Genomic DNA, 19772 nt, shown 5'->3' on the forward strand with positions numbered 1-19772 from the left:
AACCACTAATTTTTTTTATACCCCTAAAAAGTCTTTCTAAAGGTTTTGTTAGTGTCGTTTTTGATCTGTTTTTCGTGATTTTTTGTGTATATTAAGCAAGAACCATGTGTTTTTCGTGGTTTTTTAATAAAAAACAAATAAAAACGCTTCAGAATTTCTTAATATGGAAACAAACCTTACTAAGAGTCCTATCAAGCTCCTTTCTTTTGATATTGATAACACGTTAATAGAATTTCACACGCTTAAAAGTAATTTTAAAAAAATCTGGAAGACCTATAAACCTGAGGATGTCATACTCACTTATAATACCGGACGGTTAATAGATGATGTTCTGCGGCTTATTAAAAAAGGGGTGCTTCCCAAACCAGATTATATAATAGGTGGCGTTGGTACTCTAATTTACGATTGTAATAAGGATTGCATAGTTAAAGAGTTTAATGATGTTTTAGATGAAGGTTGGGATTTAGATGCTGTTGAAAAGCTAATTCAAAGCATCGATCATCCTATTAGCGATCAGCCAGCAAAGTTTCAGCATTCCTATAAACGCAGTTACTTTTTTCATGATGCCAACGATGAACTTATTGAGAGTATTGAAGCCGATTTTGTCAAAGCTAATATGTTGGTGAATATTGTATACTCGGGTAATAAGTTTCTGGATGTACTTCCAAAATGGGCAAACAAAGGTAATGCCTTGCAGTGGCTGTTAACTAAACTCAATTTAACAGCCGACAACGTTTTGGTTGCCGGCGATAGCGGAAACGATTCTGCCATGTTTAATATGAAAGGTATTCGAGGCATCGTAGTTGCTAACGCACACGAAGAACTATATAAATTCACAAAATACAGACAGGTGTATCATTCCGAAGGCGATCATGGTGATGGTGTTATTGAAGGTTTGGTGTATTATAAAGTCTTGCCAGAAGAAGCTAAAACATGTCTGGAAGAAGATCATACCGATGATTATTTTATACAGCAGGAATTAAATCATATTGCTGAAGATGACGACAAGGAAAAATTAGAACTAATACGCGAAGGCTATGAAAAGGCTATTATTGCACTAAAGAAGAATATAACACCACTCGGATTTTCAGCGTGTTCTATAAAAGATAATGTACCAAGTGGTACCGATGAGAATTACCATAGTGTATGGGCACGTGATGGTGCTATTACGGTTATTGGTTCGCTATCACTTATTCACGATGAAGAAATTCATAAATGCCAGCGTCAAACTTTAGTGACTTTATTCGAACATATTTCACGAAATGGTCAGATTCCGTCTAATGTGCGCATAAAAGATAATGTCGCCGATTATTCTGGGGTAGGTGGTATTTGCTCGATTGATAGTGGTATTTGGGTAGTTATTGCGTTTTACGAGTATGTAAACGTTACTAAGGATATCGATTTTCTTCGTAAATATATTTCAGATATCAAAGAAACTATGCGTTGGCTTGGTGCTCATGACAGTAATAATGATGCTTTGTTGGAAATACCTGAAGCAGGCGATTGGACCGATTTATTTGGAGGAAGTTATAATATCCTATACGACGAAATTTTATGGTATCGTGCTAATGTATGTTACGGTCGAATGCTGGAAATGTTGGGTGATTATGAAGAAGCAGGCGAATACATTCGATGGTCTCAGGTTATTAAAAAGGAGATTCTTCAAAATTTTTGGCCATCAACACAACAAAAATTATTTCAGTCGGTATCCTTTGCCGAGCGTCAGTTTACTCTTGGTGATACTTCCTATTTAATTGCGCAAACCACACCTTTCGATTTTAGCTGGCGTTGTGATATTTTTGGAAACGTTTTAGCCTTTTTACATGGCACGGTCGATGCCGAAAAAGCGCATCAAACCTTCAAATTTATTTTAGGAGTAGGCGTTAACGATCCATTCCCTATAAGAAATGTGTATCCAGTAGTAACGCCTGGTGATCCGGATTGGAGACCTTATTACACCGTTAATTTGTTAAATCTTCCGCATCATTATCACAATGGAGGTATATGGCCTTTTGTTGGAGGATTCTGGGTGAAGTTTGTTAATAAGCTGGGATTACGTGAAGTCGCTATTTCAGAGTTGTATAAACTGGCCTTAATTAATAAACAGGGGTTAACCGAAGAATGGGAATTTACCGAGTGGGCTCATGGAACTTCAGGTAAAGCTATGGGGAAAGCCTATCAGGCGTGGTCTGCGGCTCAGTACATTTCTGCTTGTAACGATTTAAAAGTAATTAATAACTAAAATATATATTATGAAGTCAATTTTAATGATCTCTTTGCACGGATATGTAGGTGCTAATGCCGAATTAGGAAAACCCGATACGGGAGGACAAGTAGTTTATGTTTTAGAGCTCGCAGAACGTTTTAGCAGATTAGGAAAACGAGTGGATTTGGTAACCCGACAATTTGAAGATCAGCCGGAATACGATCACGTCGATGAAAATTACAGTGTTTGGCGTATTCCTTTTGGAGGAAAAAAATTCATTAGAAAAGAAGACATGCACGACCACCTGAAAAAGTTTGTAACCAACTGTCTGGCGGCTATTCAAAAGGAACGTAAAAAGTATGATGTAGTTTATACGCATTACTGGGATGCGGGTTGGGCAGGACAAAAAATAGCCGAAGAATTAGGCATTTGCCATGTACACACACCTCATTCTTTGGGTTGGTGGAAGCAGCATACTATGGGAAGCGATATGAGTGAAGAGGATATGGAAAAAAAATACCGTTTTAAAGAGCGTATTAGAAAAGAATATTTCGTTTATCAAATGTGTAATTATGTGATTGCAACTACCTTACCTCAGGTTGATTTATTAACGCAACAATATGATGTATTGCCTCGAAATTGTGGTATGATTCCTCCTGGCATTGACGAAAACCGCTTTTACCCGGTTCCTTCAAAAGAAAACGACAGAATAAGAGCAAAATACGATATACATCCTACCGATATTTTAGCATTAGGAAGAATGGCTCATAATAAAGGCTACGATTTGTTAATTCAGGCGTTACCAACCGTTTTTGAACTTTGTCCGGAAGCGCGATTGGTGGCTGCTATTGGAGGCGATAATTCAAAGCAAGATGATAAAGGGGTTGAAGGCTTAAAAAAGTTAGCAGGAGAATTAGGAGTGTTAGACAAGATTACCTGGAAAAATTACATTGCCGATGCCGATTTGGCAAATGTATACCGATCTGCGAATATTTTTGCCATGCCTTCGCGTTATGAACCTTTTGGTATGGTAGCTATTGAGGCTATGGCTTGTGGTACCCCAAGTGTGGTAACCGTACATGGTGGTCTATATGATTTAATCGATTTTGGAAATCAGGCGTTATTCGCTGATCCGCATCGTCCATTAGAGTTTGGAGCCATGATGTCTATGCCGTTATTATATCCTAAATTGCGTAATGAATTGTCGGTTGAAGGGGCTCGTTTTGCACGTCGAAATTTTGGCTGGACAGGAATTGCTAAGCGTATTTTAGCGATTTTTAATAGTTCTATAAACCAGCGCTCAATGGAGTCGAGTATTTATTCTCATTTTAATAATTAGAACATTAATAAGAACCTCTCGATTTTATATTATCAGCGCATAATTGAAGGATTTCAGTTATGCGCTTTTTCCTTGTGGCTTCACGCTTGGCTTGATTTAGCCAGTACAAATAACTTTTTCTGTAGGAAGGCGCAAAGTTGAGGTAGTTATTGTAAGCTTCGGTATGTTTATCGAATTCTTGTTGTAAATCTTCAGGGATGATACCATTTTCAACATCGTCTAAAGCCGACCAACTACCATTTCCTTTTGCGATTTCAATGGTTTTCAAACCACTTGTATGCATTAAGTTATCTGCAACTAATTCTAGAATGTATTTTTTATTAAGCGCACTCCATACACTTTTAGGATTTCTGGGGGTAAAGTATTGTCGGCGTTTGCCGTCACCTAAACTTTTAACCGTAGAATCAATCCAACCATAACAAAGCGCCACTTTTACCGCTTCTTCCCAACGCATGCTGTCGTTTTCGTGGTCTACTTTATAAAAAATTAAATAAATGCCCGTTGCTTTACTGTGATTGTCATGTAACCACTTGCGCCATTCTGTATCGGTTTTAAAGTAAAGTTCAGGCAGCATTTATGTTATAATTTTTTTGTTTCGATGTAAAAGTTAGGATCAACTTTAAAAGTGTTTTCCGAACCGTCAAGCGGAATAGTTTTCCAATCTGCTTTTGGGTAAATCCATTGCGCTTTTCCGTTAAGTGATACAAGTACCGGCATGTCGAATTTTTCAACAATGTTTGTCCAACGGAATTTAAGCTCTTTATTATTAATTGAATATTCCAGTGTTGGAATTTTTGTTGTTCTTAAATATTGGTCGAAAAATTGTTGTAAATCGTAACCTGTTTGTTTGCTAATATAATTTTCGATTTGTTGCGTCGTAACTGTTTGATGATAAAAAGTTTCATTCATACCGCGTAAAATGTTTCGGAATTTTTCGTCATCTTCAATCAATTGACGAAGGGTATGAATCATATTAGCCCCTTTGTAGTACATATCGCCAGAACCTTCTTTGTTAACATTGTATGGCCCGATAATTGGCTTGTCGTTTAAAATGTTTTTTCTAATGCCTATAACATATTCTGAAGCGGCTTCTTTTCCGAAGTAATATTCTAAATAGAGCGATTCAGAATAATTTGTGAAGCTTTCATGAATCCACATATCTGCGGCATCCTTGTAAGTGATATTGTTGGCAAACCACTCGTGTCCCGATTCGTGAACAATAATGAAATCGAACTTTAAACCCCATCCCGTTCCTGAAAGATCACGTCCTAAATAGCCATTTTTAAAACCGTTTCCGTAGGTTACCGAACTTTGGTGTTCCATACCTAAATATGGCGTTTCAACAATTTTAAATCCATCTTCGTAAAAAGGGTATGGTCCAAACCAGTATTCAAACGCCTTCATCATTTTAGGAGCTTGTTTAAATTGTTCTTTAGCTTTTTCTAAATTATCACGAAGCACATAATAGTCCATTTTTAAAGGCCCTTTTTCTCCGTCGTATATTTCAGTGAAATGCACATAATCACCGACATTGGCGTTAACTCCGTAGTTGTTTATAGGGTTTTTTACTGTCCAGTTGTAAGTGGTCGAGGTTTCATTTTCAGTTTTTCCAGCAAATTGCCCGTTTGAGACATCCATTAATCCTTTCGGAACCGTTACACTAATATCCATGCTGTCTACCTCGTCGTACATGTGGTCTTTACAAGGCCACCAAACACTAGCTCCAAGACCTTGGCAAGAGGTTGCCACAAACGGATTGCCATTTTTGTCTGTTTTCCAAGAAAAACCACCATCCCATGGGGCTTTAACGGCTACTTTAGGATGTCCTTCGTAATAGACTTCTATACTATTAGTTTTACCAATTTCCTGTTTCTTTTTTAAATAGACAAAATGAGCGTTACCATTTTGAACTACTTTTAAGGATTTTCCATTTTGAGTTACTTTGGTAATTTTAAGTGGTTCCTGTAAATCGATTTGCATCACCGATTGGTGCTCTAAAACTTTATATTGAATGGTGTTTTTTCCTGAGATGAATTTTTTATCAGGGGCTATTTCCACATCTAAATGATAATAGGTTAAATCCCACCAAGAACGTTCGGGAGTTATACTACCTCGTAAGGTGTCTTGTTGTGTAAATTCATTTTTATCGGTCATTAACTGGGCTTTCGCCGAAAGAGATAATGCTAAAAACGATATAGAAAATAGTAAAAAACGGGTGTTCATTAGTTTGTGTTTAAACCGTAAATTAATTAAAAACCCATATAAAAGGCTGCTAAATCTATGTTAATTTCTAATGATGGCATTTGGAAATGTAACAATGCTTTCAAAGCCATCTTCATCAATTGCTGCAATGCCGAAGAAATAATTATCAATAACAAACCCTTCTAACGTAAAATCCGAAACATCACCAACGTATCGACTATAATCCCAGGTAGGTGAAGTGGTATCGCGCCAGTATATTTTGTAGCCTTTAGCGCCATCCACTTTATTCCATTTTAATTTAGCTGAAGCTTCAACAATACCACCAATAGCAACTTCTTTAGGTGCGGGAGGGGCAGAGGCCAGGCTAGCCAGATTAATAGCATTTACAGCCGTGAGTTTTTTTGCGTATTCAAAATTAACATGCTCTAAAACATCGCCGTACTTTATACCGTTTTCTTCACGGATATCCTGATGCTGGTGTGTGTAATTTTCATGGGCCTCCATAATACGAATGGCAGGAAAGCCTAAGTCGTTAAACGGACGATGGTGACCGCCGCGCCCAAAACGGTCTAACCTGTAAATCATCAGGGGGTTCATTTCGGGCATATAGGTCTTGGTAGTTTTGTGAATGTATCTTGCCAACTGACGGGAGATTCCATCGACTTCACCACCATAAAAACGACGTAGGTTTCTGGTTTGTTCGGGTTCGTTAGCTGGCACAGGCTCCGAGAAAATTCTAAAAGCACGGTTGTCAATAACACCATCAACACCTTTTATATTTCCAATCATATCGTTGTTAAAAACGCCAACAATATCCCAGTTATGGTTTTTGGCATAATTAGCTAAGCCTTTGCCACCAAATAAACCTTGCTCTTCACCAGATAGGCCTACATATACAATACTGTGTTCAAATTTATAGTTCGATAAAACTCGGGCAGCTTCAATAGTTCCAGCCATTCCGGAGGCGTTATCGTTGGCTCCTGGTGCATCGGTAGTGAAATCCATAGTGTCGCTGGCTCGAGAATCTATATCGCCACTCATAATAATATAACTGTTTGGGTATTTTGTGCCTTTTTGAATAGCAATAACATTAACCACCCAGGCGTCATGAGGTACTCGATTATTTCCTTTTTTGGTTACATAATCTTTCTGGTAAAAAACGTCAAGGCAGTTATTACAATCTTTAGAAATATTTTCAAATTCCTGTTTTATCCATCGACGCGCAGCACCAATACCTCTTGTGTCTGATAAGGTGTCGCTAAAGGTATTTCTGGTTCCAAAATTCACTAAAGTTTCAATGTCTTTTTCAATTCGTTCGGCAGAAATGGCATCAATAATATCGTAGATTTTTTGATTGGTTTGTGCTGTAATTATTGAAGTAAAGAATAGTAAAATATAAATTGTAGTTTGTTTCATAAACTTTTAATTTCTACTAAAATACTTAAAAAATAAAAGCGTTTCAATAATTACATTGAAACGCTTTTATAAATTAAATTAGTCACTTTATGTTTTAGAAACAGTACTTGTTTTCAGTAATAACCTTATTGGCAATAATGTTTCTTAGTTCTATAATATTAGGCATATTCACGTATTTAATGTAACGTTTTAAGCCCATAAGCATCATACGTTGCTCATCTCCCGTAGAAAATGAAATGATGGAGTGTTTACCTGCTGTTTCAATCACATCAATAGCATGGAATAAATTCAGTTTTGCCATGGCTATCTGTTCTTTTGCTTTGTCTTCGCCTTCTTTTTTAGCCATTTTTTCAGCACGTAAAATTGCCGATTCTGCTAAATAGATTTGAATTAAAATATCGGAAGCGGCTAGCATAAGTTGCTGGTGCTTCTCAATCTCTTCTCCATATTTTTGAAGCGTTGCACCTGCCACCATTAAGAACAGTTTTTTAAGATTTTTAATGATGTTTTTTTCCTCTGAAAATAAAGCTGAATAGTCTGGTGATTCAAATGAAGGAATACTCATAAGTTCGTCTTTAACTGCCATGGCAGGAGTCAGGACATCAACATGACCTTTCATCGCTTTTTTGATAAGCATCCCAATGCAAAGCATGCGATTGATTTCGTTTGTTCCTTCGTAGATTCTTGAAATTCTGGCATCTCTCCAAGCCGATTCAATAGGTGTATCTTCAGAGAATCCCATACCTCCAAAAATTTGAATACCTTCGTCGGTACAATGCTGAATAAACTCTGAAACCGCCACTTTTAAAATGGAACATTCAATGGCATATTCTTCTACGCCTTTAAGTTCAGCTTCCTGATGCGTGTCTTTTCCTTCTGCTTTTCTTATTTCAATACGGTCTTCAATATTTTTTGCGGCTCTATAGCTCGCTGCTTCACCTACCCAACAATTCGTGGCCATCTCAGCAATTTTTTGACGCATGGCTCCAAAACTTGAAATAGGCGTTTTAAATTGAATGCGCTCGTTTGCATATTTCACCGATTCGGTGATGGTGCGACGTTGTGCATCTAAACAGGCAGCTGCTAATTTTATGCGTCCAATGTTAAGGGCATTCATGGCAATTTTAAAACCATTGCCTCTTGTAGACAGCATATTCTCAATAGGAACTACAGTGTCATTGAAAAACACCTGACGCGTTGAAGAGGCACGAATTCCCAATTTATGTTCTTCTTCCCCTAAAGTGATTCCGTTAGGATTTGCTGAATCGTATTCCACGATGAATCCGGTAATGTATTTGTCATCTTCAATGCGAGCAAAAACTATCATTAAGCTACAGAATCCCGCATTGGAAATCCACATTTTCTGACCATTAATTTTATAGCTTTTACCGTCTTCAGATAGGGTAGCAGTGGTTTTTCCTGAGTTGGCATCACTACCTGCGCCTGGCTCTGTTAAACAATAAGAACCAAACCATTCGCCTGACGCCAATTTTGGTACATATTTTTGTTTTTGATCTTCGGTACCATATAATAAGATAGGCATGGTTCCAATACCAGTATGCGCACCAAATGCCGTACTGAAAGACCCTGTGGCACCTGAAATATAATCGCAGACTAACATGGTGTCAACAAATCCCATACCCATACCGCCGTATGCTTCAGGAACGGAAACGCCTAAGAATCCCATTTCAGCCGCTTTTTGCATGCAGGATTCGGTTAAGGCATAATCTTTGGCTTCAAAACGAGGTTTGTTAGGCCATAATTCGCGATCTACAAACTCGGTAACGGCATCCTTCATCATGCGTTGTTCCTCGTTAAAATCTTCGGGAGTAAACACATCTTCACAGTTGGTTTCTTTTACCAAAAATTGTCCGCCACGTAAAATATCTTGTTCTGTTGCTTCCATATTAATAATAGTATTAAGTTCTTTTTAGTTTAAAAATTCAAAAATTCCACAGGCACCTTGACCTGTGCCGACACACATGGTTACTGCACCGTATTTACCTGTCATATTACGTTTGCGCATTTCATCAAACAGCTGGACGGAAAGTTTTGTTCCGGTACAGCCTAATGGGTGTCCAAGCGCAATAGCGCCTCCGTTCACATTAACGATATTGGGATTAAGATCTAGTTCTCTGATGACGGCAATGGATTGCGACGCAAAGGCCTCATTTAATTCAATAAGCTCTAAATCGGCTTGTTTTAAACCAGCTTGTTTTAAGGCTTTAGGAATGGCTTTTACAGGACCAATACCCATAATGCGTGGTTCTACACCAGCTGCTGCATAATTTACAAGGCGTGCAATGGGTTCTAAATTAAGTTCCTTAACCATTTCTTCACTCATAATCATGACGAAAGCAGCGCCGTCACTCATTTGAGAAGAGTTACCAGCAGTTACACTTCCGCCGGCAGCAAATACCGGACGCAATTTTGCTAAGGCTTCTAAATTAGTTCCTGCACGTGGTCCTTCGTCTTTTGTAACTGTGTAGCTTTTTGTTGCTTTCTTACCGTTTTCATCAATGTAGGTTTGTTCGACTTCAATGGGAACAATTTGATCCTGAAAACGATTTTCAGCTTGTGCCTTTAAGGCTTTCATGTGAGAACGGTAGGCAAATTCATCCTGATCTTCACGAGACACTTTAAATTGATTGGCGACAGCTTCGGCTGTATTTCCCATACCCCAATAATAATCTGGGTGTCCGGCTTTAACGGTATCGTAACTTAGTTCAGGTTTAAATCCAGTCATAGGGACGGCGCTCATACTTTCAGCACCACCGGCAATAATACAGTCGGCCATTCCGGCTTGAATTTTAGCTGTTGCAATTCCGATGGTTTCAATACCTGAAGCACAAAATCTGTTAACAGTAACTCCGGGAACATCCACACTATTCAAACCTATTAAAGAAATAAATCGAGCCATGTTAAGTCCTTGAGAACCCTCAGGCATGGCATTACCCACAATAACATCATCAATGCGCGATTTGTCGAGTTGGGGTAATTCTTTCATCATATACTGAATGGTTTCAGCAGCCAACTCATCAGTTCGCTTGAAGCGGAATAAGCCTTTAGGAGCTTTTCCAACTGCCGTTCTATATGCTTTTACTATATATGCTTGTTTCATTTTAGTTTAGTTTCTTAATGGTTTACCTGTTTTTAGCATGTACTGAATACGTTCCAGAGTTTTACGTTCGGTACATAAACTCAGGAAGGCTTCACGCTCTAAATCTAATAAGTACTGTTCGCTTACCAGAGTAGGTTCACTTAAATCGCCACCAGCCATAACGTAAGCCAATTTATTGGCTATTTTATGGTCGTGTTCGCTAATGTATTTGGAAGCTTCCATGGCATCAGTTCCAACTAAAAACATTCCCAAGGCTTGTTTACCAAGTACTTTAACATCGTTACGTTTTATGGGTTGCGTATAGCCGGCATCTGCCATTAATCTGGCATGAGCTTTGGCTGTTGCAATTTGTCGGTCTTTGTTTATTACAACAATATCTTTTCCTTTTTGAAGCACGCCTAAATCGAAAGCTTCGTAAGCTGAGGTTGATACTTTGGCCATACCAATGGTTAAGAAATACTCCTGTAATGTATTCAATTCCACATCACCTTTTCTGAAAGCGTCTGAAGCCCGCAACGCCATTTCTTTAGAACCGCCACCACCAGGGATAACTCCAACGCCAAATTCAACCAATCCGATATAAGTCTCTGCCGCAGCAACAACTTTATCCACGTGCATGGATAGTTCACACCCACCACCAAGTGTCATGCCGTGTGGCGCTGAAATGGTTGGGATAGCTGAGTAGCGCAGGCGCATCATGGTATCCTGGAAATACTTTATGGCAGCATTTAACTCGTCGTATTCCTGCTCGACAGCCATCATGAAAATCATGCCGATATTAGCACCTACGGAGAAGTTTGCACCTTGGTTACCAATAACCAATCCATCGAAATCTTTTTCAGCAATATTTATTGCTTTATTTAATCCAGCAAGAACATCGCCTCCAATGGTATTCATTTTACTTTGGAATTCGCAATTAAGAATACCATCACCTAAATCTTCAATAACAACTCCTGAATTTTTAAAAACTTCATTAGATTTTCTGATGTTATCTAATATGATAAAGGCATCTTGTCCTGGAACTTTTTCCTGAGATTTGCTTGAAATATTATAGAAATAGGTAGCCCCTTCTTTGATGGTGTAAAATGATTTACTTCCCGAAGTAAGCATGTCATTTACCCAAGATGCAGGTTCTAAACCTTCAGATGTCATGATGTCGATACCTTTTTTAATGCCAATAGCGTCCCAGATTTGAAACGGGCCATGTTCCCAGCCAAAACCGGCTTTCATGGCATCATCAATCTTATAAAGTTCGTCTGATATTTCTGGAATACGATTAGAAACATAAGCGAACATCGCCGCAAAGTTTTTACGGTAAAAGGCGCCTGCTTTATCCTTTCCGCTAACTAAAATTGGAAAGCGTTCGATGACTTTATCAATAGTTTTAGTAAGCTCTAAAGTGGCGAAGTTGGCTTTTTTACTTTTACGGTATTCCAGTGTGTCGAGGTCTAATGATAGTATTTCACTTGATCCATCGGCATGTTTAACTTTTTTGTAAAACCCTTGTCCTGTTTTACTGCCCAACCATTTGTTTTCCATCATGGTATTGATGAAATCCGGAAGTTTGAAAAGCTCATGAGCCTCATCATTCGGGCAATTATCATATATGCCATTTGCCACATGAACTAAAGTGTCTAAACCTACCACATCGACTGTGCGAAAGGTAGCCGATTTAGGTCTGCCAATTACCGGCCCCGTTAATTTATCGACTTCTTCGATTGTTAAGCCCAATTCTTTTACCTGATGGAATAAACTTTGAATGCCAAAAATACCAATACGGTTACCGATGAATGCAGGTGTGTCTTTGGCAACAACCGAAGTTTTACCCAAAAATTGTTCACCATATCCGTTCAGGAAATCTAAAACATTAGACGACGTTTTAGGTCCTGGAATGATTTCAAATAGTTTTAAATAGCGTGTGGGATTGAAAAAGTGTGTCCCACAGAAATGTTTTTGAAAATCTTCACTTCGGCCTTCACTCATAAAATGAATAGGAATACCTGATGTATTTGAAGTAATCAAGGTGCCGGGAGTTCGGTGTTTGTCTAAAGTTTCGAAGACTTGCTTTTTAATATCAAGGCGTTCAACAACGACTTCCATAATCCAATCGACATGGGCTACTTTACTAATGTCGTCTTCAAGATTTCCAGTGGTAATCCGTGAGGCAAATTTTTGATGATAAATAGGTGAGGGGTTCGATTTTAATGCCTTACCTAAAGCATCATTTACTATGCGGTTTCTAACAATTTTATCATTTAATGTCAGGCCTTTGGCCTTTTCGGCATCATTAAGTTCTCTGGGAACAATATCCAATAGCAAGACATCGACACCAATGTTTGCAAAATGGCAGGCGATACCGCTACCCATAATTCCAGAACCAATAATGGCTACTTTTTTCATTCTTCGTTTAGTCATGGTTTTTATATACTTCTAATCGTTTTGATTGTATATTTTCTTGTTCGAAATCATTTCATTAATTAAATCGGTTACCTCGTAAAAGTGTTTTAATTTGTCTTCTGAAATGTGGTTTTTAATAGTGTTATTAAAAATTAAAACCTGGTTTTTAGCATATTCTCTTTTCTCGCGACCAAATTCGGTAAGGTGTATAATAACGCCTCGACCATCTTCTGGATTAGGACGTCGTTCTATAAGTCCTTTGGTTTCCATGGTTTTTAAAATTCGTGAGAGACTTGTAGCTTCCATACCCATTTTAGGACCTAGGGCTGTTGAAGCAGTGCCTTTTTCGGGATCTATACTTAATAATGTAAAACCGGTTGCCATGGTGCTTCCAAATTTAGCAGCTTCTTCGTTATACATCTTTTGTACGGTGAGCCAGGTTGTTCTTAATACATAATCGATGGTTGGTTCTTTAGTTGTCTTTTCTTTCATCTGAGAGTACTTATGGATTTACATAGGGGCAGATGTTAGATATCTTAACCAAATTAGGTGTATTGAAATGTGTTAGGGTGTAATTCATTTTCATTTTTTAAATTTGATGGTTATTTCAAATATATGAAAATTTATTATGCGCGCATAATAAATTAATGAATTTTAACAGAGTTACCCCAAAGAAATAGAAGCGGAGCGTGTAACCGTTTTAAGGACGGTAGATTTTATCAATCAGGTCTTTATAGATCTCCTTAATCACCTTCCGTTTTAATTTCATGGTAGGTGTTAGGTGTCCGGCATCAATAGACCACACATCTGGAGTGATTTCAAACTTCTTTATTTGTTCCCAATTACCAAAGTCGGCATTGGCAACATCAATTTCAGCCTGAATGCGCTCTAATAATTGCGGATTGGTAATCATCTCTTCATTGTTTTTGAAGATGATATGGTGACGTTTACCCCATTCTTTAACAAAATCGAAATTTAATTGAATTAGGGCAGCAGGCATTTTTTCGCCTTCACCAATAACCATAATTTGTTCGATAAAGCGCGATTGTTTAAACTTGTTTTCTAACAGGGCAGGAGCTACATATTTGCCACCCGAGGTTTTAAACATTTCTTTTTTACGATCGGTAATTTTTAAGAAACCTTCATTATCAAACTCACCTATATCTCCAGTGTGGAAATAACCGTCTGTCATCACTTCGGCGGTACGCTCAGGATCCTTATAATATCCCATCATAACATTAGGTCCTTTAACAAGAATTTCGCCGTCTTCAGCAATTTTTACATCAACATTATCTATGACTTTTCCAACGGTTCCTACTTTAAACCCATGATTTATCATATCGTTAACAGCAATAACAGGTGATGTTTCAGTAAGACCGTAGCCTTCAAGAATTGTTAGTCCCGCAGCAGCAAAAATACGCGTTAATCGAGGTTGCAATGCGGCACTTCCAGAGACCATAATTTCTATGTTGCCACCCAAAGCTTCCTGCCATTTCTTGAAAATGAGTTTTCGGGCTAATTTTAATTGAAATTCGTACCACCAGCCATTTTGTCCGTAGGGCTCATAACGTAAACCTAAATTTACAGCCCAAAAGAAAATATTCTTTTTTAAACCCGTTAATTCGGCACCTTTAGCTATAATTTTATCGTATACTTTTTCGTAGAGTCGAGGTACGGCAGTCATAACATGGGGTCTAACTTCTTTTAAGTTATCGCTCATTTTATCAATCGATTCGGCAAAATAGATTTCAGCACCGCAATACATATATAGGTACAAAATCATACGTTCGAAAACATGACAAACCGGAAGGAAACTTAAGCCTTTAGATTTACCGTGTTGAAAAGGTACATGTCTGTCACTGTCTAGTACATTTGATACCAAATTATTGTGAGATAACATTACGCCCTTAGGTGTTCCTGTTGTTCCTGAAGTATAAATTATAGTCGCTAAATCTTCTGCTTTAATACCGTTTTTAAGGGTTTCAACTTGGTCTTGATTTTCGGTGTCTTCTCCTAATTTTAAAATGTCTGACCAGTGGTCCGCGCCTTCAATGTTATCGAAAGTATAAACGCCCTGTAGTTTTGTGTTTGCCTTAATACTGTTTAGTTTTTCTAAAACATCAATATCGGATACAAAACAATAAGTCGATTCAGAATGATTTAAAATGTATTCATAATCTTCTGAAGCAATTGTAGGGTAAATAGGTACGTTTTGAGCTCCGATTTGCAGTACGCCTATATCTAAGACATTCCATTCGGTTCGGTTAGACGACGAAATAACGGCAATTTTATCGTTTGGCTTAACACCCAATCGAAGCAATCCTCGACTAATAGCATTCGCCTGGTCAATAAATTCCTGAGTCGATATAGATACCCACTCGTTATTATATTTTGTTGTTAGTGCTTTGTCTAAATTATAAGTCTTTAACTGATAATAAGGAAAGTCAAAAATTCTCGTAATGTTTGCCATTATTTAGTCTTAGTTTCTGGTACCGCAAAATAAAGAATTAAAAATGATTTTCAAATTTGAACCATTTTAGTTTTCAATAGCAAAATCCATGCCTGTTACAAAGGTAGGTTAATAAAAGTATTGATAGGAAAATTTAAAAGATTATAATATGATTTATATCATTTAAATGGCGGTCTCTATGAAGTAATTTTATGACACACTAAAGTGTCTAACTAAACGGGATATTACTATGGAATTACTTGAAGCAGAAAAAACCCGAGTTTACCGATTTGGTAACAAGGTTGCGGACGGAAACAGTAAAATGAAAAATCTTTTAGGAGGTAAAGGAGCCAATCTGGCCGAGATGAGTGCCATTGGAATACCGGTTCCGCCGGGATTTACTATAACAACCGAGGTTTGTACCGAGTATAATTTGCTGGGTGAAGTCGCGGTAATAGATATGATTAGAGATGAAGTTGAAGCTTCAATAACAAATATTGAAACTTTAATGGGAACTCGGTTTGGCGATAAGGACAATCCGTTATTGGTATCTGTACGTTCCGGAGCTCGTGTTTCTATGCCAGGTATGATGGATACCGTTTTAAATTTAGGATTGAATGATGAAGTCGTGCTGGGTTTAGCTAAAAAAACAGATAACGAACAATTTGCCTGGGATTCTTACCGCCGTTTTATTCAAATGTATGGCGGTGTGGTTTTAGGAATGAAACCAGCTTCAAAAGACGATATCGATCCTTTTGAAGAAATTATGGAAAACCTAAAAGGTAAACGCGGCATTCAGTTAGATACCGAATTTACTGTTCAGGATTTAAAAGATTTAGTATACGATTTTAAAGAAGCCGTTAAAAAACAAACCGGACATAGTTTTCCAACCAATCCATGGGAACAGTTATGGGGCGCCATAATAGCTGTGTTTAACAGTTGGAATGGCGATCGTGCGGTGTATTATAGAAATATGAATGGCTACCCAGCCGACTGGGGAACTGCTGTAAATGTACAGGCCATGGTGTATGGTAATATGGGAAATAGTTCCGCTACAGGTGTTTGTTTTACCCGTGATGCCGGAACCGGTGAAAACGTATTTAATGGTGAATATTTAATCAATGCACAGGGAGAAGATGTAGTTGCCGGAGTTAGAACGCCACAGCAAATCACGGTTTTAGGTTCTAAACGCTGGGCAGAACTGGCTCAGATTTCAGAAGAAGATAGAAAGGAAAATTATCCGTCTCTGGAAGAAGTGATGCCAGGTTTATTTAAAGAACTCGATGGCTATCAGCAAAAACTTGAAAAGCATTACCGCGATATGCAGGATATGGAGTTCACCATTCAGGAAGGTAAATTATGGATTTTACAAACCAGAAATGGTAAACGTACCGGAGCGGGAATGGTTAAAATTGCCATGGATTTATTAAATGAAGGTTTAATTGATGAAAAAGAAGCTCTGCTTAGAATTGAGCCGAACAAGTTAGATGAATTACTTCATCCGGTATTTGATCCTAAAGCATTAAAACGCGCTCATGTTATAGCTCAAGGTTTACCAGCATCGCCGGGGGCTGCAACCGGAAAAATAGTCTTCTTTGCCGATGAAGCTGCTAAGTTTAAAAACAGTATTCTGGTTCGTATTGAAACCTCACCCGAAGATTTGGAAGGGATGCATATTGCCAAAGGTATTCTAACCGCTCGCGGTGGAATGACCTCCCACGCAGCCGTTGTGGCTCGTGGCATGGGCAAATGCTGTATCTCGGGAGCTGGTGCTTTAAAAATTAATTATAAAGCACGAACCTTAACTGTTGATGGTCATGAGTATCATGAAGGCGACTGGATTTCTTTAAACGGATCTACCGGAAATATTATTGAAGGGAAAGTAGAAACCGTAGAACCCGAATTAAGCGGTGAATTTGCAGAAATCATGAAGCTGTCTGATAAGTACGCAAAAATGAAAGTGCGCACCAATGCCGACACGCCTAAAGATGCTAAAATAGCCAGAACCTTTGGAGCAGAAGGAATCGGACTTACCAGAACTGAGCATATGTTCTTTGAAGTCGATCGAATAAAAGCCATGCGTGAAATGATTCTCGCCGATACAGTGAAAGGACGTAAACAGGCTCTACAAGATTTATTACCTATGCAACGCTCCGATTTTGAAGGTATCTTTGAAGCAATGGAAGGCCTTCCGGTTACGATTCGGTTATTAGATCCACCATTACATGAATTTGTGCCTCACCAGTTAGCAACTCAAAAAGAACTGGCAGAGGAAATGCATATATCACTTCAGGCGGTTAAAAATAAAGTAGCCGAACTGGAAGAGTTTAACCCTATGTTAGGACATCGAGGTTGCCGTCTGGGAAATACCTATCCTGAAATTACAGAGATGCAAACCCGAGCCATTATAGAAGCAGCGCTTAATTTAAAAGAACGTGGCATTTCCTGTAAACCAGAAATTATGGTGCCACTGGTTGGTACTGTTGATGAGTTTATTGCTCAGGAATGCATTATTAGAGAAACAGCGAAAATCATTTTTGAAGAACGCAATGATAAAGTCGAGTATTCGGTTGGGACTATGATAGAGGTGCCAAGAGCCGCTTTATTAGCCGATAAAATTGCTGAACACGCCGATTTCTTCTCGTTCGGAACAAACGATTTAACCCAAATGACGTTCGGATATTCGAGAGATGATGCCGGTAAGTTCCTGCCAATTTACATTCAAAAAGGTATTTTAAAAGTAGATCCTTTTGAAGTTCTGGATCAGGAAGGCGTTGGACAATTAGTTCAGTTAGGAACTGAACGTGGTAGAAGTATAAAACCTAATTTAAAAGTTGGTATTTGTGGCGAGCATGGGGGAGAACCAAGCTCGGTAGAATTCTGTTATAACACAGGAATGAATTACGTAAGTTGTTCGCCATACAGAGTGCCAATTGCCAGGTTAGTTTCGGCGCAAGCCACCATAAAAGCAGAAAGAAGAGTTTAGTATATTTATATACTAGAGTTGATTATGTTTTAAATTAGAAAAGGTCAGGAATGCGTTCCTGACCTTTTTGCTTTTTCTATGTGTTTATGTACTTAATTCCAGTGGGTCTCAAAAATGGCCTGCATGACAGGATATTGTTTGTCGGTATCGCCAACCGCTTCACGTTGTTTTATCAATTCAACTTTCATGTCTTTAATGATATCCTGATATTCTGAATCGTTGTAGGCATTATGGTTTTCTTTCGGGTCTTTTTCTAAATCATAAAACTCCCACGCCGGTTCGGTACTTTCTTTTGAAGAGCCTGTCATGTCTAACGATTGTCCGTAGAATAGTGCCAGTTTATAACGTTTGTTTCTTATACCAAAATGTCCTGGTCTTTCCGGATGATTGGTCCAGTATCTGTAATAGGCTGAGGTTCTCCAATTTTCGGATGTATGTCCTTTAAGGTTTTCTCTAAAGCTTCTTCCCTGAAACGATTTTGGTTGCTGTACACCTGCATAATCAGCAAATAAGGCAGCGAAGTCAATGTTTAAAATAATGTCATCTAAACGACCTCCGGTTTCAATTTCTTTTGGGTAACGAATAACAAAAGGCATACGAAGTGATTCTTCATAAATTAAGCGTTTATCGAAAAAGCCATGCTCCCCTAAAAAGTAACCCTGATCGGCAGTGTAGATAACAATGGTGTTTTCGGCTAAACCAGAAGATTCCAGATAGTCCAGAATCTTACCAATATTGTCATCTATAGCCGCACCAGATCGCATAAAATCTTTTATTAATTTTTGATAAACGGCTTTTCGGGCAGTAATGCTATCCATGCCTTTGGTGTAAAATGGCAAGCCCGGGTATTGGCACCACCAGGCATCGGGGTCGTTAGAGGCTTGTTCGTAACGCCAGCTTAAGTTTTCAAGTTTTTGACCTACAATAGAGCGCCCTGTAGTTTCAGGTGAAAAATCGTAAAGCGACGCAGGTTCAGGGACCTCAATATTTTTATATAAATGCTTATAACGTTCTGGGTAATCAAAGGGCTCGTGCGTTGCCTTAAAATGCGTCATGAGCATAAAAGGCTTGTTTTTATCTCTTTGATTCAGCCAATTTAAAGATAGTTGGGTAATCACATCGGTTGAAAAGCCTTTGTGCACATCCCACGCTTCAGCGGGCTTGTTGAAATTCTCGGCAGTTCTTAAAATAGGATCCCAATAACGTCCTTGGTCATGTAAAATATTGTAATAATCGAATCCGGACGGTTCTTCTTTTAAATGCCATTTCCCAATAATGGCGGTTTGGTAGCCACTTTTTTGTAACACTTTAGCAATGTTTAAACTATCGGAATGCAAGGCGTCACTTAATGTATATACACCATTTTTATTGCTGTATTGTCCGGTAAGAATGGTTGCGCGACTCGGAACACAAATAGAGTTCGTGCAAAAGGCATTGTTTAAAACCATACCCTGATCTGCCAGTCTTTCTATGTTTTTGTTCTGAACATAATCTTTTAAAACTCCGCCATAAATACCCCAGGCTTGTGACGTATGGTCGTCGGACATGATAAATAATATGTTCGGTCTTTCTGTTTTCTGTTCTTTTTTAGAAGAATTGCAACTAAATAGAAGACACGTACATGTTATGTATAATAATGATTTAAAAGGTTTCATA

12 protein-coding genes are annotated in these 19772 nt (G+C 38.3%); 3 read left to right on the plus strand and 9 right to left on the minus strand.

What is annotated here, in order from left to right:
• The first annotated feature begins 163 nt into the window (after positions 1–163).
• Both NO995_RS12685 and NO995_RS12690 read left to right on the plus strand, forming a co-directional pair.
• The gene (locus tag NO995_RS12685) at positions 164–2242 is read left to right on the plus strand and encodes an HAD-IIB family hydrolase (RefSeq protein WP_258227828.1); all 2079 of its coding nucleotides are present in this window, start codon (positions 164–166) and stop codon (positions 2240–2242) included.
• Positions 2243–2252: 10 nt separating this feature from the next.
• Positions 2253–3545, plus strand: a complete 1293-nt coding sequence (locus NO995_RS12690; RefSeq protein WP_258227829.1) for a glycosyltransferase — start codon at positions 2253–2255, stop codon at positions 3543–3545.
• Positions 3546–3549: 4 nt separating this feature from the next.
• On the opposite strand, the gene NO995_RS12695 is transcribed toward NO995_RS12690, so the two are convergent.
• From NO995_RS12695 to NO995_RS12730, 8 genes are all read right to left on the minus strand, one after another.
• On the minus strand, positions 3550–4119 hold the full coding sequence (locus NO995_RS12695) for a YdeI family protein (protein ID WP_258227830.1): 570 nt from the start codon (positions 4117–4119) through the stop codon (positions 3550–3552).
• Positions 4120–4124: 5 nt separating this feature from the next.
• A complete protein-coding gene (locus NO995_RS12700) occupies positions 4125–5768 on the minus strand; it encodes a M1 family metallopeptidase (RefSeq protein WP_258227831.1) in 1644 nt (547 codons plus the stop codon).
• A gap of 60 nt (positions 5769–5828) precedes the next feature.
• Entirely contained in the window at positions 5829–7163 is a 1335-nt protein-coding gene (locus NO995_RS12705) for a M28 family metallopeptidase (protein ID WP_258227832.1), read from the minus strand.
• A 94-nt stretch (positions 7164–7257) separates the two neighbouring features.
• Positions 7258–9069, minus strand: a complete 1812-nt coding sequence (locus tag NO995_RS12710) for an acyl-CoA dehydrogenase family protein (RefSeq protein ID WP_240572767.1) — start codon at positions 9067–9069, stop codon at positions 7258–7260.
• A 24-nt stretch (positions 9070–9093) separates the two neighbouring features.
• Positions 9094–10284, minus strand: coding sequence for an acetyl-CoA C-acyltransferase (locus tag NO995_RS12715; RefSeq protein WP_258227833.1), 1191 nt, complete (start codon positions 10282–10284; stop codon positions 9094–9096).
• Between the two features lie 6 nt (positions 10285–10290).
• Entirely contained in the window at positions 10291–12699 is a 2409-nt protein-coding gene (locus NO995_RS12720) for a 3-hydroxyacyl-CoA dehydrogenase/enoyl-CoA hydratase family protein (protein WP_258227834.1), read from the minus strand.
• Positions 12700–12714: 15 nt separating this feature from the next.
• Positions 12715–13173 (minus strand): MarR family winged helix-turn-helix transcriptional regulator, encoded by a 459-nt coding sequence (locus tag NO995_RS12725; protein WP_240572770.1) that lies wholly within the window; start codon positions 13171–13173, stop codon positions 12715–12717.
• 208 nt (positions 13174–13381) lie between these two features.
• A complete protein-coding gene (locus NO995_RS12730) occupies positions 13382–15151 on the minus strand; it encodes a long-chain fatty acid--CoA ligase (RefSeq protein WP_258227835.1) in 1770 nt (589 codons plus the stop codon).
• Positions 15152–15380: 229 nt separating this feature from the next.
• On the opposite strand from NO995_RS12730, the gene ppdK reads away from it, so the two are divergent.
• Positions 15381–18116 carry a pyruvate, phosphate dikinase gene (gene ppdK / locus NO995_RS12735; RefSeq protein WP_258227836.1) on the plus strand — a complete coding sequence of 912 codons (2736 nt, stop codon included), beginning with the start codon at positions 15381–15383 and terminating at the stop codon, positions 18114–18116.
• Positions 18117–18208: 92 nt separating this feature from the next.
• Here the strand turns inward: ppdK and NO995_RS12740 are convergent, their stop codons facing one another.
• Positions 18209–19771, minus strand: a complete 1563-nt coding sequence (locus tag NO995_RS12740; RefSeq protein WP_258227837.1) for a sulfatase — start codon at positions 19769–19771, stop codon at positions 18209–18211.
• Between the last annotated feature and the right edge of the window lies 1 nt (position 19772).

The sequence above is a fragment of the Aestuariibaculum sp. M13 genome (assembly GCF_024723255.1).
In the GTDB taxonomy this organism is placed as follows: Bacteria; Bacteroidota; Bacteroidia; order Flavobacteriales; family Flavobacteriaceae; genus Aestuariibaculum; species Aestuariibaculum lutulentum.

Excerpts from the sequence above, each read along its gene's own strand:
- NO995_RS12685 (WP_258227828.1), top strand. The coding sequence starts at position 164 with ATGGAAACAAACCTTACTAAGAGTCCTATCAAGCTCCTTTCTTTTGAT.
- NO995_RS12690 (WP_258227829.1), top strand. The coding sequence starts at position 2,253 with ATGAAGTCAATTTTAATGATCTCTTTGCACGGATATGTAGGTGCTAAT.
- NO995_RS12695 (WP_258227830.1), bottom strand. The coding sequence starts at position 4,119 with ATGCTGCCTGAACTTTACTTTAAAACCGATACAGAATGGCGCAAGTGG.
- NO995_RS12700 (WP_258227831.1), bottom strand. The coding sequence starts at position 5,768 with ATGAACACCCGTTTTTTACTATTTTCTATATCGTTTTTAGCATTATCT.
- NO995_RS12705 (WP_258227832.1), bottom strand. The coding sequence starts at position 7,163 with ATGAAACAAACTACAATTTATATTTTACTATTCTTTACTTCAATAATT.
- NO995_RS12710 (WP_240572767.1), bottom strand. The coding sequence starts at position 9,069 with ATGGAAGCAACAGAACAAGATATTTTACGTGGCGGACAATTTTTGGTA.
- NO995_RS12715 (WP_258227833.1), bottom strand. The coding sequence starts at position 10,284 with ATGAAACAAGCATATATAGTAAAAGCATATAGAACGGCAGTTGGAAAA.
- NO995_RS12720 (WP_258227834.1), bottom strand. The coding sequence starts at position 12,699 with ATGACTAAACGAAGAATGAAAAAAGTAGCCATTATTGGTTCTGGAATT.
- NO995_RS12725 (WP_240572770.1), bottom strand. The coding sequence starts at position 13,173 with ATGAAAGAAAAGACAACTAAAGAACCAACCATCGATTATGTATTAAGA.
- NO995_RS12730 (WP_258227835.1), bottom strand. The coding sequence starts at position 15,151 with ATGGCAAACATTACGAGAATTTTTGACTTTCCTTATTATCAGTTAAAG.
- ppdK (WP_258227836.1), top strand. The coding sequence starts at position 15,381 with ATGGAATTACTTGAAGCAGAAAAAACCCGAGTTTACCGATTTGGTAAC.
- NO995_RS12740 (WP_258227837.1), bottom strand. The coding sequence starts at position 19,771 with ATGAAACCTTTTAAATCATTATTATACATAACATGTACGTGTCTTCTA.